12 protein-coding genes are annotated in these 15,213 nt (G+C 54.5%); 1 reads left to right on the top strand and 11 read right to left on the bottom strand.

The features are described 5' to 3' along the window. Nucleotides 1–13 precede the first annotated feature (13 nt). The 8 genes from priA to DWV57_RS01585 all read right to left on the bottom strand — a co-directional run bounded on the left by priA (nt 14) and on the right by DWV57_RS01585 (nt 7,963). Entirely contained in the window at nt 14–2,272 is a 2,259-nt protein-coding gene (priA, locus tag DWV57_RS01620) for a primosomal protein N' (RefSeq protein ID WP_120019724.1), read from the bottom strand. Between the two features lie 21 nt (nt 2,273–2,293). Beyond that, the gene (gmk, locus tag DWV57_RS01615) at nt 2,294–2,866 is read right to left on the bottom strand and encodes a guanylate kinase (RefSeq protein WP_120019723.1); all 573 of its coding nucleotides are present in this window, start codon (nt 2,864–2,866) and stop codon (nt 2,294–2,296) included. Beyond that, nucleotides 2,853–3,134, bottom strand: coding sequence for a DUF370 domain-containing protein (locus tag DWV57_RS01610; RefSeq protein WP_005940246.1), 282 nt, complete (start codon nt 3,132–3,134; stop codon nt 2,853–2,855). Before DWV57_RS01610 ends, gmk begins: the two co-directional genes overlap by 14 nt. 22 nt (nt 3,135–3,156) lie before the next feature. Further along, complete coding sequence (locus DWV57_RS01605; protein ID WP_120019722.1) at nt 3,157–4,035, bottom strand: YicC/YloC family endoribonuclease; 879 nt, start codon at nt 4,033–4,035, stop codon at nt 3,157–3,159. A 231-nt stretch (nt 4,036–4,266) separates the two neighbouring features. Beyond that, nucleotides 4,267–4,608, bottom strand: a complete 342-nt coding sequence (locus DWV57_RS01600) for a transposase family protein (RefSeq protein ID WP_118528073.1) — start codon at nt 4,606–4,608, stop codon at nt 4,267–4,269. 185 nt (nt 4,609–4,793) lie between these two features. Then, nucleotides 4,794–6,197 carry an oxaloacetate decarboxylase subunit alpha gene (locus tag DWV57_RS01595; protein WP_005940236.1) on the bottom strand — a complete coding sequence of 468 codons (1,404 nt, stop codon included), beginning with the start codon at nt 6,195–6,197 and terminating at the stop codon, nt 4,794–4,796. 16 nt (nt 6,198–6,213) lie between these two features. Further along, nucleotides 6,214–6,594 (bottom strand): biotin/lipoyl-containing protein, encoded by a 381-nt coding sequence (locus tag DWV57_RS01590; RefSeq protein WP_005940233.1) that lies wholly within the window; start codon nt 6,592–6,594, stop codon nt 6,214–6,216. Between the two features lie 49 nt (nt 6,595–6,643). Further along, nucleotides 6,644–7,963: a carboxyl transferase domain-containing protein gene (locus DWV57_RS01585; RefSeq protein WP_118527907.1), complete on the bottom strand. Its 1,320-nt coding sequence runs from the start codon at nt 7,961–7,963 to the stop codon at nt 6,644–6,646. A gap of 366 nt (nt 7,964–8,329) precedes the next feature. Between DWV57_RS01585 and DWV57_RS01580 the strand changes: the two genes are divergently transcribed. Next, a complete protein-coding gene (locus DWV57_RS01580) occupies nt 8,330–10,285 on the top strand; it encodes a glycerophosphodiester phosphodiesterase family protein (RefSeq protein ID WP_243112282.1) in 1,956 nt (651 codons plus the stop codon). Nucleotides 10,286–10,596: 311 nt separating this feature from the next. Here the strand turns inward: DWV57_RS01580 and DWV57_RS01575 are convergent, their stop codons facing one another. The 3 genes from DWV57_RS01575 to DWV57_RS01565 form a co-directional block, all read right to left on the bottom strand. Beyond that, a complete protein-coding gene (locus DWV57_RS01575; RefSeq protein WP_165853638.1) occupies nt 10,597–13,152 on the bottom strand; it encodes a DUF262 domain-containing protein in 2,556 nt (851 codons plus the stop codon). Nucleotides 13,153–13,427: 275 nt separating this feature from the next. After that, the gene (locus tag DWV57_RS01570; RefSeq protein WP_243112281.1) at nt 13,428–14,696 is read right to left on the bottom strand and encodes a plasmid recombination protein; all 1,269 of its coding nucleotides are present in this window, start codon (nt 14,694–14,696) and stop codon (nt 13,428–13,430) included. Nucleotides 14,697–14,955: 259 nt separating this feature from the next. Beyond that, nucleotides 14,956–15,189 (bottom strand): complexin-2, encoded by a 234-nt coding sequence (locus DWV57_RS01565; protein ID WP_120019921.1) that lies wholly within the window; start codon nt 15,187–15,189, stop codon nt 14,956–14,958. Between the last annotated feature and the right edge of the window lie 24 nt (nt 15,190–15,213).

Raw genomic sequence — 15,213 nt, 5'->3', positions numbered from 1 at the left:
TGGTACCTCCAAATCAGATGTCACCGTCCGAGTGCAGGTCCACCGCAACGGTGGCCTTGGACGGAAGTTTTTCCTGTTCGTATCTTTCCAGTGTGCTGCGCACGAGGTCGCGGAAGCGGCGGTCGTTGCGGCACTTGATGGTAAGTTTGTAGCGGTAGGTGTCGTTGATCTTCTCAATGCTGCCGGGCGTGGGGCCAAGCACCCGCAGCGGCAGGTCCGGCTGTTTTGCCGCCTGCTGGCCCAGCAGGGCCGCAAAGCGCGCCGCCGCCCGTGCCACCTCGATCTCCTTTGCGCCTGCAAAGCCAATGACGCACAGCCCGCAGAAGGGCGGGTACAGGCCCAGCTTGCGGTAGGCGATCTCCTGCTCAAAAAAGGCATCGTAGTCCTGCGCGGCGGCAAGGTTCAGCACCGGGTTATCGGGGTCGGTGGTCTGGATGATGGCAAAGCCGGGGTCTCTGGCCCGTCCGCTGCGGCCCACCACCTGTGTGATGAGGCTGAACACGTTCTCATACGCGCGGAAGCCCTGCGCAAACAGCAGCGAGTCGATGCCCAGCACGCCCACAAGGGTCACATCCTCAAAATCCAGTCCCTTGGCCACCATCTGGGTGCCCACCATGATGTCATATTCGTGATCTGCAAATTTTGCCAGCAGCTTTTCGTGGGCATCCTTTGCGGCAGTGGAATCCTGATCCATGCGCAGCACCCGCGCGTCCGGGAACAGCTTTGCCAGCTCTTCCTCGGCTTTCTGGGTGCCGAAGCCCCGGTACTGCAGCTTGCCGCCGCAGGCGGGGCACACAGTGGGCGGTTCCATCTGGCTGCCGCAGTAGTGGCACAATACCTTGTGCGCCGCTTTGTGGTACACCATCGGCACGCTGCACTTTGTGCACTTGAGCACCTCGCGGCAGTCCTCGCACTGGGCCATGGTCTGGTAGCCCCGGCGGTTCAGCAGCAAAATGGTCTGCTTGCCTGCATCCAGATTGCGGCGGATGGCATCTTCCAGCGACAGACTGATCTCCCGCGGGTTGCCTGCCGCCAGCTCTGCGCGCATATCCACGATCTGCACCGTGGGCAGCGGGTTGCCGCCGTAGCGCTGGGTCAGCCGCACCAGCTGGGTGCGGCCATGCTGGGCCGTGTAAAAACTCTCGGTGCTGGGGGTGGCGCTTGCCAGCAGCAGCAATGCACCGTTTTCCGCCGCGCGCTGCCGGGCCACCTCGTGGGCAGAATAGCGGGGCGCGGATTCCGAGCGATAGGTGTGCTCCTGCTCCTCATCGATGATGATGAGCCCGATGTTTTCCAGCGGCGAAAAGATGGCACTGCGGGTACCCACCACGATATCTGCGCCGCCGTCCTGGATCATCTGCCACTGCAGCAGACGTTCCGTGTGGTTGAGGGCAGAGTGCTGCACCGCCACCCTGCGGCCAAACTGGCTCTTGAGCCGCAGGATCATCTGCGGGGTCAGGCTGATCTCCGGCACCAGCACCAGCGCACGCCTGCCCTGCTCCAGACAGCGGGCAATGAGCTTTAAAAACACCAGCGTTTTGCCGCTGCCGGTCACGCCGTAGAGCAGCGCCGAGTGGGGTGCATCGTCTTCCAGCTTTGGCAGCAGAGCATCGTAAGCCGCCTGCTGCTCCTGCGTGAGGGTGATCGGCTCGTTTTTCAGCGGAATGGACGCATACAGGTCGATGGATTTATTCACCTTGCTGCATTCCAGCACGCCTTTGGCGCACAGGTTATCCAGCACGGCACGGCTGATGCCCTTGTCTTCCAGCTCGTTCAGGGTGCGCGGCCCGCCGCCCAGCAGCGCCACTGCCGCCAATTGCTTGGCTGTCGGCTTCGGCTTTGGCGGCAGCCCGCCCACAAGGCGGTAGGAGTTCTCGGTGTGGCGGGTGAGCTGCTTTTGCAGCACCGGCGTTACACCGTCCGCCGCCACGGCAGGCTTGTACTGTGCACCATAGGGAATGACCGCCTTGACCGCTTCGTAATAGGTGCAGAAGGTGCGCTCCTTCAAAAAGTGCACCAGCCGCAGCAGTTCCGGGGTCAGGCAGGCCGAAGCCGGGGCCACATCGAAAAGATATTTCAGCTTTGCGCTTTCCGGTTCGGCATCGCAGGCCAGCACCACGCCCATGCGGGCGCGGCTGCCGCGGCCAAAGGGCACCAGCACCATGCTGCCAAGTTTTACCGCATTCTGCTGATCCGGCATGACGGCATAGGTATAAAGCTTATCAAAGTGGAAGGTCGCATTGCTGACGGCAACGCCTACCGTTTTGGGCATTCGTCCAGCTCCTTCAAAATGTTATTCTGCGGCACCAATGCGCTGGCAGATGGCCTGATACAGTGCATCGGCGCAGGTATCGACCTGGTCGTTGACCAGCTTCAGGGTGAATTTATCCTGCTGGGCCAGCTCCTGCCGGGCGGTGGCAAGACGTTCCTGAATGCTGTCCTCAGTCTCGGTGCCGCGGCCCCGCAGACGGTGCTCCAGCTCCTCCACCGACGGCGGCAGCAGGAACACGGTGGTCGCGCCCGGGAACATGCGGCGGATGTTCGCTGCGCCGTGCACATCGATGACCAGAACGACCACCTTCCGGGCTGCAAGGCGCTTGTCCACTTCCTCGCGCAGGGTACCGTAGTAGTTGCCGTTATAGAAGTTGTGCTCCACTACCTGATCGTTCTCGATCAGCTGCTGGAACTGCTCCCGGGTGCGGTAATAATAGTCCACGCCCTCCTGCTCACCGGGACGCGGTGCGCGGGTAGTGGCGGAAACAGTCTTTTCGATCTCCGGGTGTGCTTCGCGCAGTGCCTTCACCACGCTGTCCTTGCCGGTACCGGCCGCGCCGGAGACCACAAACAAATATTTATCGTTCGCCATGGGTCTGTTCCTCCTCTGCTGGTGTTTTGCCCTCCTGCCCTGCCGCACGGTTGGCCACCGTTTCCGGCTGAAGCGCCGAGAGCACCACGTGATCGGAGTCCATGATAAGCACTGCACGGGTACTGCGGCCATAGGATGCATCGATCAGCATTCCGCGCTCCCGCGCTTCCTTTACAAGGCGCTTGACCGGGGCGGAGTCCGGGCTGACCACTGCCACCACACGGCCTGCACTGACCATATTGCCAAACCCGATGTTGATGAGCTTCATAAACCCCTCCGAATTCTCTGTATCACTCCAGATTCTGGATCTGTTCGCGGATCTTTTCGATCTCCGCCTTCATATCCACCACGATGCGGGTGATATCCAGATCCTGACACTTGGAGCCGATGGTATTGGTCTCGCGGTTCAGCTCCTGCGTCAAAAAGTCCAACTTGCGGCCCACCGGCTCGTCCAGCTTGAGGATATCGCGGTACTGCGCAATGTGGCTGCGCAGGCGCACCGTCTCTTCATCCACAGCGGTCTTATCACCAAAAATAGCGGCCTCGGTCAGCACGCGGGCATCGTCGATATCGCGATCCTCCAGAATGACCTTGAGCTTCTCGTACAGGCGGTTGGTGTAGGCTTCCACACGGCCTGCGCTCAAGGTCTCCACCCTGCCCACGCACTCCTCGAGGAAGTTCAGGCGGTTTTCCACGTCTGCCTTCATCTTGGCACCCTCGGCGGCGCGCATCTCCACAAAGCGGTCCAGCGCCTGTGCGGTAACGGCAGAAACATCTTCCCACAGCTGTTCCTCGTCCACATCCGCGTGGCGGGTGGTGAGCACATCCGGGAAGCGGGTCAGCACGCCCGCAGAGATATCGTTCTTGACACCCAGCTGTTCCGAAATATCCCGCATGGCCTGCTGGTAGCTGCGTGCCAGCTCCATGTTGACGGCCACCACCGTATCGGCAGCGTCCACATTCTGCACGGTCATGTTCAGCTCCACCTTGCCGCGGGAAATGCGCTCGTTGAGCTGCTTTTTCAGGCGGCTGTCCAGATAACTGCAGGTGCGCGGGATGCGCGAAGAATACTCAAAGTAGCGGGAATTCACGCTGCGCAGCTCCACCGTGATCTCACGGCCATTGCGCACAGCAGTCCCCCGGCCAAAGCCGGTCATGCTTAAGATCATAACGCTCTCCTGTTCTTACATTTTCAGTGTTTCAGCTTACAAGTTTCGGTATACGTATCCGCCTTTGGGTACACAAACCCATGTTACGATACATATAGTTTCATTTTACTATTCTTCGGCCCAAAATTCAAGGTGCACTGTTGCGTGCCGCCGCCAAAACCGGCCGCAATACACGGTGCAAAGCAAAAAAGCTCTGATACAAAATCTTCCGATCCTGTATCAGAGCCTGTTTCAGTTGGTTTTATATACGCAGGTCACGCTGTTCTGCAGCAGATTTGCGTTCAGCAGTGCGCGCTCCACCCAGTGGATATTGTCCGCAATGGTATCGCGGGAGACACCGTATTCTGCCGCAATGTTCTCCATGCTGCGGTACTCGCGGCGGTAGAGCAAAGTCAGCACCAGCTTATCCTGCATTGTGATCTTGGTAAAATGCGGCCTGCGCCGGTGCTCCTTGCAATAAGCCGCATTCAGTGCTTCCAGCATCTGGGCAAATTCCTTCCGAGTGATGCCGAAGGTAAATTCATAATCTTGCTCTGTAAATTCCGCAAGGCGCTGTACCGTGATGCTTCTCATGCAGATCACCTCTTCTTTTTCCGGGGATGCCCGGGTGTCGGCTGCATCCATTTTGATTCATTATAAAATGGATGGATTTTCATGTCAATGAGCCGCCGCCCATTTTTGGGGCCAGATCCGGTGCAAAACACAAAAAGGAGCCTCCCGCCGCAAAAGCGGGAAGCCCCTGGATCCGTTATGAAAGATCAGACGGGATGAGACTGATTGGTGTAGTCCACATGGTCGCCGTCCACGCCCTGCTTCTTGGCATTGCGCTTTTCAAAGAACTTGGGTGCCACCTGCGGGAACATTGCGTAGGTCAGCACATCCTCTTCCTGCGTTGCCCACTTGGCAGCTTCTGCCTTCAGCTTGTCCATCTCAGGAGCCAGAGTATCAGCAAAGCGGCAGGTAATGGGCTGCTCGTCGCCCAGGATCTTCTTGGTGAACTCGGGCTTGATGGGAGCGGGAGTCTTGCCGTAATCACCGTGGACCAGACCCTTGAACTCCTTGGTGACCATCTTGTAGCGCTCGCCCAGGATCACGTTGAACACAGCCTGCGTACCAACGATCTGGCTGGTGGGGGTGACCAGCGGCGGATAGCCTGCATCCTCGCGGACACGGGGGATCTCTGCCAGCACTTCGTCCAGCTTATCTTCCTTGCCGGCATCCTTCAGCTGTTTGAGCATGTTGGAGAACATGCCGCCCGGCACCTGATACAGCAGGGTGTTTGCATCCACGCCGAGGCTCTTCGGGCTGATCTGGCCGTTGGCAATGTACTTCTCGCGCAGCTTTGCAAAGTATGCGCGCACAACGTTCAGCTGCTTCAGATCCAGACCGGTGTCGTAATCGGTGCCCTGCAGGGCAGCGACCAGACTCTCGGTGGGCATGTGGCTGGTGCCCAGGCTCAGGGGGCTCATGGCGGTATCGATGATGTCGGCACCTGCCTCGATGCCCTTCAGGATGGACATGGAAGCCAGACCTGCGGTGTAGTGGCTGTGGATGTCAACAGGGATGCTAACGGTCTCCTTCAGCTTCTTCACCAGATCGTAGCAGGTATAGGGGGTCAGCAGACCGGCCATATCCTTGATGCAGATGGAGTTTGCGCCCATCTCCTCCAGGGTCTTGGCGTAGGCTGCAAAGTACTCGTTGTTGTGCACGGGGCTGAGGGTGTAGCTGATGCAGCCCTGCACATGAGCGCCTTCCTTGTTGGCTGCCTTGATGGCGGTCTGCAGGTTGCGCGGATCGTTCAGTGCATCGAAAATACGGATCACGTCGATGCCGTTTGCAACAGACTTCTGCACAAAGTACTCAACGGCATCGTCTGCGTAGGGGCGGTAGCCCAGCATGTTCTGGCCGCGGAACAGCATCTGCAGCTTCTGGTGGGGCAGCTCCTTGCGCAGGATGCGCAGGCGCTCCCACGGGTCTTCGTCCAGAAAGCGGATGCAGCTGTCGAACGTAGCGCCGCCCCAGCACTCCACGGAGAAGTAGTTGATCTTATCCATTTCCGGCAGGATGGGACGCATCTCATCCATGGTCATGCGGGTGGCCAGCAGAGACTGGTGGGCATCGCGCAGGACGACCTCAGTAACCTTGATCGGCTTTTTGGCCATGATTGTCACCTCTCCCTTAGTTCATGGAAACCAGAACGTCACCGGAGTTGACGGTGTCGCCCTTGTTGACGTTGATGGAAGCCACAGTGCCATCCTGCGGAGCAACGATCTCGTTCTCCATCTTCATGGCCTCCAGGATCACCAGCACGTCGCCAGCCTTCACGGATGCACCGGCCTTGACCTTGACATCCAGAATGTTGCCGGGCATGGGAGCCTTGACGGCAACGGCACCAGCAGCGCCTGCAGCAGCCTTGGGAGCAGCAGCGGGAGCCGGAGCAGCCTTAGGAGCAGCGGGTGCGGCAGGAGCTGCAGCAGCAACCGGAGCAGCACCAGCGGCAGTCTCCTCCACGGAGACGCTGTAAGCAACGCCATTGACGGTAATATTGTAGTACTTCATGGAAGGATCCTCCAAATCAAAATCGTATCAAAAAGATTTATACAGACGATTACAGAGCCATGTTGCCGTGCTTCTTGGGCAGGCGGGCAGCACGCTTGGTGCTCAGCAGTTCCAGTGCGGCAACAACGCTTGCACGCACATTGGCTGCATCGCAGGTCAGGTCAGCAGCGCCGCAGGCAACTGCATTTGCTGCGCTGCACACCTCGGCGGTGTAAGCAGCAGCCTTTGCGTTGGTGGCTGCAATGATGTTGTCGGAAGCATCGATCTCTTCCTTGTACAGGACGCTGACCGCTGCGCTGGGTTCCAGTGCGCTGACGGTGCAGCCAGCCACGGCAATGCGCAGATCGGCAGCAGCCAGAGCGGTGTAAACAGGGCCGACGGCCTTGCCAGCCAGCACAGCCACCTTTGCGGTGGTAGCGTCGGCATAGGTAGCAGCCAGACGGGCAGCCTCACGGATGCCGCCTGCAATGTCATCGGTCGCGCTGGGCACAAAGCCCTCGGTATCCACAATGGTGATCACCGGCACGCTGAAGGCATCGCACAGACGCACAAAGCGGGAAGCCTTGGCCACGCAGTTGTGGCACAGGGTCTTGCCGGTGGCCACAACGCCCACGGCGTTGCCGCCCACGGTGGCAAATGCAGTGTAAACAGACTTGCCAAAGCCTGCATACAGCTCCACAGCGCTGTCCTTATCGACCACGGCAGCAGCAGCCTTTGCAGGCTCTGCACCGGCAGTCAGAGCAGCAGTGGGCTGCTCGAACTCAAAGATCGCAGGGCCGGTCAGGTTGTTGGCCGGCAGCAGGCCCACGATGTGAGCAGCCTTCTCGGCAGCTTCCTCAGCAGTGGGTGCCACAATGGCAGCCACGCCAGCCTTTGCAGCGGCGGCTGCGGTGCCGGCATCGGCCACCTTGTCGCCCTTGGCAGCAGAGGTGAACGGAGCGGTGAAGAACAGCTCTGCGCCCTCAGCCATGATGCAGACATCTGCATTGGCAGCGCTCAGTGCGCTGGTGCCGCCGCAGACACCCAGAACAACAGCCACCTGCGGGATCACGCCGGAAACCTTTGCGATCTGCGCATTCAGCTTTGCGCTGGCGGTCAGCACGTCCAGACCCTCAGCCAGCTTTGCGCCGACGGAGTTGTAGAAGGTGACGACCGGGCAGCCAGTCTGAGCTGCCATCTCCAGAACCTTGATGTTCTTTTCAACATCCTTTACGGTAACAGCTTCGCCGTTCTGGTAAACAGCGTAAGCCTGCTGACCTGCCGCATAGCCGCAGGCAGCGCTCACTGCACCGTCAGCAAACAGTGCAGTGTATTCCCCGTCATCAAAAAACTTGGCGAGGATTTCTCCCTTATTGATCTTTGAAGCCATGGTAAGACCTCCTGGTTGTCTGTGTGAGCTTTCAAAATTAGTTTTATTATACTGAATTTTCCATAAAAATGCAAGAGATTCTATAAAAGTCCATGCGAATCAACATCTGTCGCGCAAAGTTCTACAATTTTTTAACGATTCATCGTTTCTCCGCTTTCCCGCCTTTTTGCGGGCATTTTGCACCGCACACTCAGCTGCCAAAAATTCTCTTTCAATTTTGTGGATTCTGTCTTCCCCTGCTGCATTTTATTTTATAAGAAGTTATGTTACACTATATTTAATATGTAAATTTTTTTCGCAGAACAGCCCGCCGAGAAGCTTCGGGGCGGGTCATTTTGCAGAATATAAAAGGAAGGCCATGTCAAATTGAAAGATCTGCTCACTTCACTCCGCGCCTCCAACGAAACCTACAACTCCATGAAGCACTCCGCCCGGGCTATCATCCGCCGCGCCGAGATCCCCCTGCTCGCGGTCATCGTCCTGTATAAGGCTGCAACGAACCTGCTGTTCGTCCCCCTGATGCAGCAGCTCTGGTCGCTCACGCTGCGGTTCGCACCCATGCACTACCTGAGCAACAACAACGCTTCCGATATCTTTTCCTCCCCCGCGATCATCCTGTGCATCACGCTCATTGCCATCCTGACCGCGTTCTGGGCGCTGTATGAGTTTTCCGTCCTGCTGCATGGGCTGGATCTTGCCCGCAAGGGCGAAACGATCTGCCTACCTGCCCTGCTGCGCACCTCTCTTGCGGATATCCGCCACGCATTCCTGCCGCAGAACTGGCTCGTTCTGATCTACAGTGCCGTGCTGATCCCGTTCACCAATTTTTTCCTCGCCTATAACTATATCACGCAGCTTGCCGTGCCGGAATACATCATGGGTGTCATCCGGGCAAACAGCCGGTATTACCTGCTCTATCTGGCTGCCGGTGCCGCCCTGCTGTTCCTCTGTGTCAGCTGGGTGCTGGTGCTGCCGCTGTTCGTGCTGGAGCGCAAAAGCCTGTGGCAGTCGGTAAAGGAAAGCTTTTGCTGCATCCGCAGGCGCGTCTTCCGTGCTTTTCTTTTGCTGCTGCGCTGGAACCTCTCGGTCGTCCTGCGTTCCCTGCTGCTGACGGCAGCGGTTGCCGTGCCGCTGTACGGCATCATCATCGCGGTCGGGCTACAGAGCACACAGGCCATGTTTGCACTGTCCCGCGCGGCGCTGGCCATTGAGATGCCTTTCTTCCAGTTCCTGATCGACTGCGCCATCACCATGGCGCAGTGCACGATCCTCGCCATACTGCACTGCCGCCTGCGGGAGCAGCTCCCCTCTGAGCCGGAGCCGGTCCAGAGCGGAAAGCATCACCGTTCCACCGGCAGGCTGCTTCTGGGTGCATCGGTTGCGGGTGCTACTCTGCTCACCTTTGCGCTGGCATTCTGTTACCTTGCCCTGCCCAGAGACGACGAGCTGCTTTCCATGCTGGGCGGCGTTGCGCCGGTAGTCACCGCGCACCGCGGCTACTCCGCTGCCGCACCGGAAAACACCCTGCCCGCTTTCCAGCTGGCCATCGATCAGGGCTGCGAGTGGGCCGAGCTGGATGTGCAGATGACCAGGGACGGCGTGGTCATGGTGACCCACGATACCAGCCTGCGCCGCTGCACCGGCCGCAACGAGAACATCTACGACCTGACCTATAACGAGGTTCGCAAGCTGGATGCCGGGCGCTGGTTCGGCCAGAAGTACACTGGTGTCAAAGTTCCCACACTGGAAGAAGTGCTGGACCTGTGCAAAGGTAAGATCCAGCTGAACATTGAGATCAAGCCCAATGCCGCCACCCCGGAGCTGGAAGCGGAAACCATCCGCATCATCCGCGAAAAAGGCTTTGCGCAGGACTGCACCATCACCTCGCAGAGTTATGAAACCCTCTGCAAGGTCAAGGAGCTGGCACCGGAGATCCGGACCGGCTATATCCTTGCACTGGGCGTGGGCAGTTATTACGATCTGCCTGCCGCAGATTTCTTCAGCGTACAGTCCACCTTTATCACCTCCGGTATGGTGCAGCAGATCCATAAGCGCAGCAAGACGATCTCCGCATGGACCGTCAACCGCGAAGAGGATGCCAGCGAACTGCTGAGCATCGGCGTGGACGACCTGATCACCGATAAGCCGGATATGATCCAGCAGCTGCTGAGCGAGGATGCCGACCTTGACAACAGCCTCGTCCTCCTGCGCGACTTCATCCGCGACCTGTTCGCTCCGTCCGATGTCGATGAACCCACTCCTGAGGAAGAGACCATCGAAGAAGCCATCGAGGACCCGGACGAATTGCTGGATGCGTCGTGATCGCGGCAAAGATCAAGTATCCTGTTAAACTACCCGTACACACATAAAAAGCCCCCTGCCAGTTCATCACCGGCAGGGGGCTTACAAGTTTACCTGATCCAGTTTTATCAAGAAAGCTTACTCGAGCTCGGTAAGTTCGGATTCTTACTAAACAAATTTATTTAGTAACGCTATTCTTGAATGTTCCCTTTTTCATGAGATTGCCGTGGTAGATGTGGCTTGCTGATTTTTTAGTATCAGGATAGTATCACGCAACCCGTGGGATCTCTGTGAGTATTATAACGTATTTACGTTTAGGAAGCAACTGTCTTTTAGGAGTCCCATTTATCTTGAATCGTCATTTCAAACGCACGCACTTCTTCTAAGCATCGATATAAGTGATTCTTGATTTCCGACTTCGTACTATTCTCTGCCTGAGTAAATACAGATGATTTGAAGAATAGTCTGTATCCCTGTGTCAACTTTCCTCCATCGGTTAGATTAGCCAACTTCTGGAATGCCGTTCGCATTTCGCCGGTAATGCCCTTACAGTAAAAATAAAGTTGCACATACAACTCATTTTTATCGCTCGTAATTTCATAGAAATAGTAATTGTTTGTCTTCCATGGACTTAGTATGTCTTCATTTGTCGGTATCACGCTATTCAAGAATGGGGTTGTAAAACGGACATATCTGCCTTCGCAATTCTTTATATCAAATACAATTTCACCTCTCTTGTCCCGTTCTTCGCACCACTCCTGTGCAATATTTTTCCAATTTATTCCAGCCAATGCTGTGCTATTTGGCCGAGCACTGTAAACAAAGTCTTCTTCCAAATCAAGGTCATACTTCTTCAAAAGTGCCTTGATAAAACAGATGCAGTCATACGCAGAATATCCCGTGCTGATGTAAATATCGCTGTCATTTTTCAGCTTTACTGCATTCCGGATGGCGTCCTTATCGTAAGCAAATACCGGATTTTGCCACGCTGGAAACACTTCCAAATTTCGCGCCATACGATCAATAATGCTACTGTTTAAGTCGTACAGCTTACCAGCCACCGAACGAACCATAAAGGCAAAACTATCAGCACTGACCCTTTCACCTAGAAGCTCATAGTAGTTGACGAACTTATAGGTCGCATTATGTGGGTCAGACACCGTGTACAGCCGATAGCGCGGATCAGAAAAATCAACCTTTGTTGTTGGCAACTCAATGGGAAAGAGTTTTAAAACCTCTTCAGATAGACGCTCTGCACGAGATTCCATTGTCTGTGCATTCCACTCTGTTTTGTTCTTTACATCACTATAAAGGACGGTAACATGAGTATTTTCCTCTGCAAGCTTATCAAGTTTCTCTGCAAACGGCAGATCACCTAGTTCACTGTTATAACCTGTCAGCGTTAAATTACCCAATGTATGCAGATATCGTTCTCGCACTAACTTCCAATCCGTACCGAGCATTCTCTGCCATGCAGTCGATAGATTCTTGTTCTGCGGCATGATATGCTCGATGGTCAAAGCATCTGTCTTGATTTGCTCTTTACCCTGATTTTCGATTGCCACAAGCAAATACTTACACAGCGCGTTCTTCCGATAAAGATTACGTTCTTTCAGTGCTGCCACGAACTCTGCATCGCTGGGCATCACATCCTTAGATGTCAGCTGAAGTAGGAAAGACACGATGGAATCATAGTAGTTGTTCTTATTTTCCGGGCGATTGAACACCCGTCCGTAAAGGGTCTTATACAAGCCACGCAGCGAGTTTGAACCTACTTCGCAAATCAAGCGGCGGATACTGTAATTCAGGAGCAACCGAAGAACTTTGCAGAGTGTTTCATCATCGATTACACCAGCATCGAAGTCATCAAACACACTGAACAGGAACAGATACACCGTAGTCTGTTTCAGGGTCTGCAAACTTCTCAGCAAATGGTTTACTGTACTGCTGAACCGTTTTTCATCGCCATAATAGAAAGCATGATATTGCTGGACATAGTGGTAAATCTCTTCCAGCATAGATTCATTGGTATACTGCCCACGTGCATAGAGAGCCTTAAACTCATCGTAGGCCGTACTCTCCTTAGCAAATCCATCCATTTTGAAATTCAGATAGTCAAGGAAGAATCCCTCCAACTGATCTTTGGACAGCATCTGCTCTGCTTTAAGCCAGTAATCCTCATATAAACGATCTTGGTCTGTATCTGTCATCAAAACAAAGTTTCGGATTTTATCCGACAAACTTAGCGGAACGCCTGTAGAATTGATTCGTTCAAAAATTTCCTGTGCATTATCGTCATCATCATCCAGCTTAATCTCTGCGCAGGTCAAATGTTCAAGACCATCGTAGATATTGCCAACCCCCATGTCCGGGTTATCATTTAAAAATTCCTGAATCAAATCGCAAAACAGCTCATAGTTCCGATAAATGCCACTCGTCCTATCCATCTGTTCAGCATGATCTTCCATCAACAGCATGAGTTGATTATTATCGCTTTTTATTGGCTTTAGCTTTAGTTTGCTAGAATCATCAATATTGTATCTTTTGAATTTGTCAACATTGAATAGAACTTCCGCCAACGATTTCTTTTCCTCATCTGTAACAGCTTTATCTATCAGTGCTTTTATCAGAATATAAATTGTTGTCAGTCGCTGCTGACCATCAATAACAACATAGTAGTTGATTTTCTTTTCGCTCTTCAAAGGCGCATATACAACCGATCCGCAAAAATGTCTACGATCTCTTTTATGCGCAGTTACTACATCGACAAACAGTTTCCTACACTGTTCAGCTGACCATTCATAGTTGCGTTGGTAAACAGGAATTGCATATTGGCACTTATTCGGTTCGATAAAGTCATTTATAATTCGACCTTCTTCAATTTTCACGCCGCAGTCCATCTCCCATCATTTTTTCTGATTATACCAAATATGCTTTTTTCTTTCAATCTTTCCTGTTCAAAAGCTCCAACCATTAAGTTTTTCTTAATGATTCCCATCACCAAACTCGGACTATCCGGAAATCCCGGATAGTTGCCCCGCCGTCTGAGTTATTAAGCAACACTTAACAACTGCCCTGAACTCTTCGGAATTTCCGAAAAGTTGCCCCGTACGTCCTATATATACAGCCCCCGCCAACATTCGCTGACGGGGGTCTGCTATGCTTACAGCTCTACGCTGTTCTGCCCGTTCTTCTTTTGGCTCCTATCTGTGGTCCGCTCCTGCTCCCTCATAAGCCCAATGACCTGCTGCATCTTTTCGGCACCAAAATAGTTCCATACTCGCCTGAAATCACGTTTCATCGCATAGAGCTGAGAGTTTTCAGCCTCTACCTCTTTCAGCCGCTGGCTTAGATGATGGGTAGCTTTCTTCTCGTCCTGATAGAAGTGCAGATACTTATCCCGCTCATCCTTGACCTCCCAGTACTTCCGATGGAGGGCAAAGAGTACCTTCACCAGCTTCTGGATCAGCGGCATGGCCTTCTTCTCCCGATAGCTCTTGGCGGTCTCAAACGTGGCTGCTTCTGGCACCCATTCTTCTGGCCGCTGGGAGTATTGCGCTGACAGGTTTTCCAAACCTTCCATAATGGGAGCCAGCTTGTTCAGCTTCTGGCTCTGCTTCTGGTAGGTCAGCTCTGCTTTCTGTACCCGCTGTTCAGCGGCTTCTACGGCTGTCTGCGCTGTTTCCAGCTGTTCCTGCATCTCGGTCAGGTCGGTCTGGCACTCCTGCTTGGCAGCTTCCAGAGCCGCCACCTCTTTACTGCGCTCCTGCTTTTTGAAGTCCAGCACAGACAGGTGCTCTTCGTGGGTGCCTTTCTGTTCCCACTCGATGCCGTGCCGCTCCATCACGGCAGCAAGCCGTTCTTTCTCGGCGTTGATCCACTGGTTCAGCTCGGATTCCCGCTTGGAGCCGCCTGCAAAGCCCAAGGCCTTCAGAGCCTGCTTCAGGGAAACCTTGGTGTCCAGTCCTTTGCCCTTCCAGCCGGACACATACGGCACGAAATCGATGTGCAGATGGGGCGTGGCTTCGTCCATGTGGAGGAATGCTCCGAACACCCGCAGTGTCGGGTTACGTTCTTGGAAGCCCTGCATATACTCGTCCAGCAGTTCCTTTGCCAGTGCGCCATTCTCGGTCAGGACACCCATATCATCTTTGTTGCCAATCTGGACGATCAGCTCATGGAAGAGTTTTTCCTGCTTGCCTGTCCGCAGATGCTCATAGTAGTCGTTGATACAGCGGTCCTTGCGCTTCTGCTTGGCGTTGTAGCGGTTCACTGCCTCGTCAAAAAGTTCGTGGTACACCTTCTGAATCGGCTCATCCCGGTACACGACATTCAGGCTGCTACGCTCCGGATCTACGTTTTCAGCGGTGAAACTTCTCCGGTTATGGTTGAGGGAGCCGGGACCCCGCATTGCGGAAATAGTTCTTTTCAATCGCACATCCTTTCTCTGGGAGAAGGTACTAGTGCCGGACACTGCATCAGGCTTTGTTACTTTCGCCGAAAGTAACGCAAAAGCACTTTTGACAGACGTTCCGTCCATCAAAAGATGCCTTTGCGCCCTGCCGGGGGCTATCCGTCTGCGGACGGGGTTTCGCTGCGCCCTGACTTGCTGCCCCGACCAACACCACCTTCCTGCTTATTGGCTGTTCACAGGAGCGTGTCACGCTCCTGTCCTTCGCAAATAGAGGGAATCACCAGCGGAAGCTCTCTGGCACTCCACGCCTGTCCAGATACTCACGTCTGGCCTGTTCCCTCTGTTCCTCGGTAGGTGCCGTCTTATACTGGGCATACAGTTCATGCCGCAGCATTGCATCCAATTTTTGCTCCAAACCCTGTTCAATAATCTCTTCGTACTCATTTTCGCCGCTCAAATGATAATGCAGCAAGGCAACGAAAAGTTCCTGTGAAATTTGCACGTTTTTCATCATTATCACTATCCCGTGTCGGTT

Origin of the sequence: Faecalibacterium sp. AF10-46 (assembly GCF_003604105.1) — a bacterium.
GTDB classification, from domain to species: Bacteria; Bacillota; Clostridia; order Oscillospirales; family Ruminococcaceae; genus Faecalibacterium; species Faecalibacterium taiwanense.
This window is presented reverse-complemented; position numbering and strand designations above follow the sequence as displayed.

Excerpts from the sequence above, each read along its gene's own strand:
- priA (WP_120019724.1), bottom strand. The coding sequence starts at position 2,272 with ATGCCCAAAACGGTAGGCGTTGCCGTCAGCAATGCGACCTTCCACTTT.
- gmk (WP_120019723.1), bottom strand. The coding sequence starts at position 2,866 with ATGGCGAACGATAAATATTTGTTTGTGGTCTCCGGCGCGGCCGGTACC.
- DWV57_RS01610 (WP_005940246.1), bottom strand. The coding sequence starts at position 3,134 with ATGAAGCTCATCAACATCGGGTTTGGCAATATGGTCAGTGCAGGCCGT.
- DWV57_RS01605 (WP_120019722.1), bottom strand. The coding sequence starts at position 4,035 with ATGATCTTAAGCATGACCGGCTTTGGCCGGGGGACTGCTGTGCGCAAT.
- DWV57_RS01600 (WP_118528073.1), bottom strand. The coding sequence starts at position 4,608 with ATGAGAAGCATCACGGTACAGCGCCTTGCGGAATTTACAGAGCAAGAT.
- DWV57_RS01595 (WP_005940236.1), bottom strand. The coding sequence starts at position 6,197 with ATGGCCAAAAAGCCGATCAAGGTTACTGAGGTCGTCCTGCGCGATGCC.
- DWV57_RS01590 (WP_005940233.1), bottom strand. The coding sequence starts at position 6,594 with ATGAAGTACTACAATATTACCGTCAATGGCGTTGCTTACAGCGTCTCC.
- DWV57_RS01585 (WP_118527907.1), bottom strand. The coding sequence starts at position 7,963 with ATGGCTTCAAAGATCAATAAGGGAGAAATCCTCGCCAAGTTTTTTGAT.
- DWV57_RS01565 (WP_120019921.1), bottom strand. The coding sequence starts at position 15,189 with ATGAAAAACGTGCAAATTTCACAGGAACTTTTCGTTGCCTTGCTGCAT.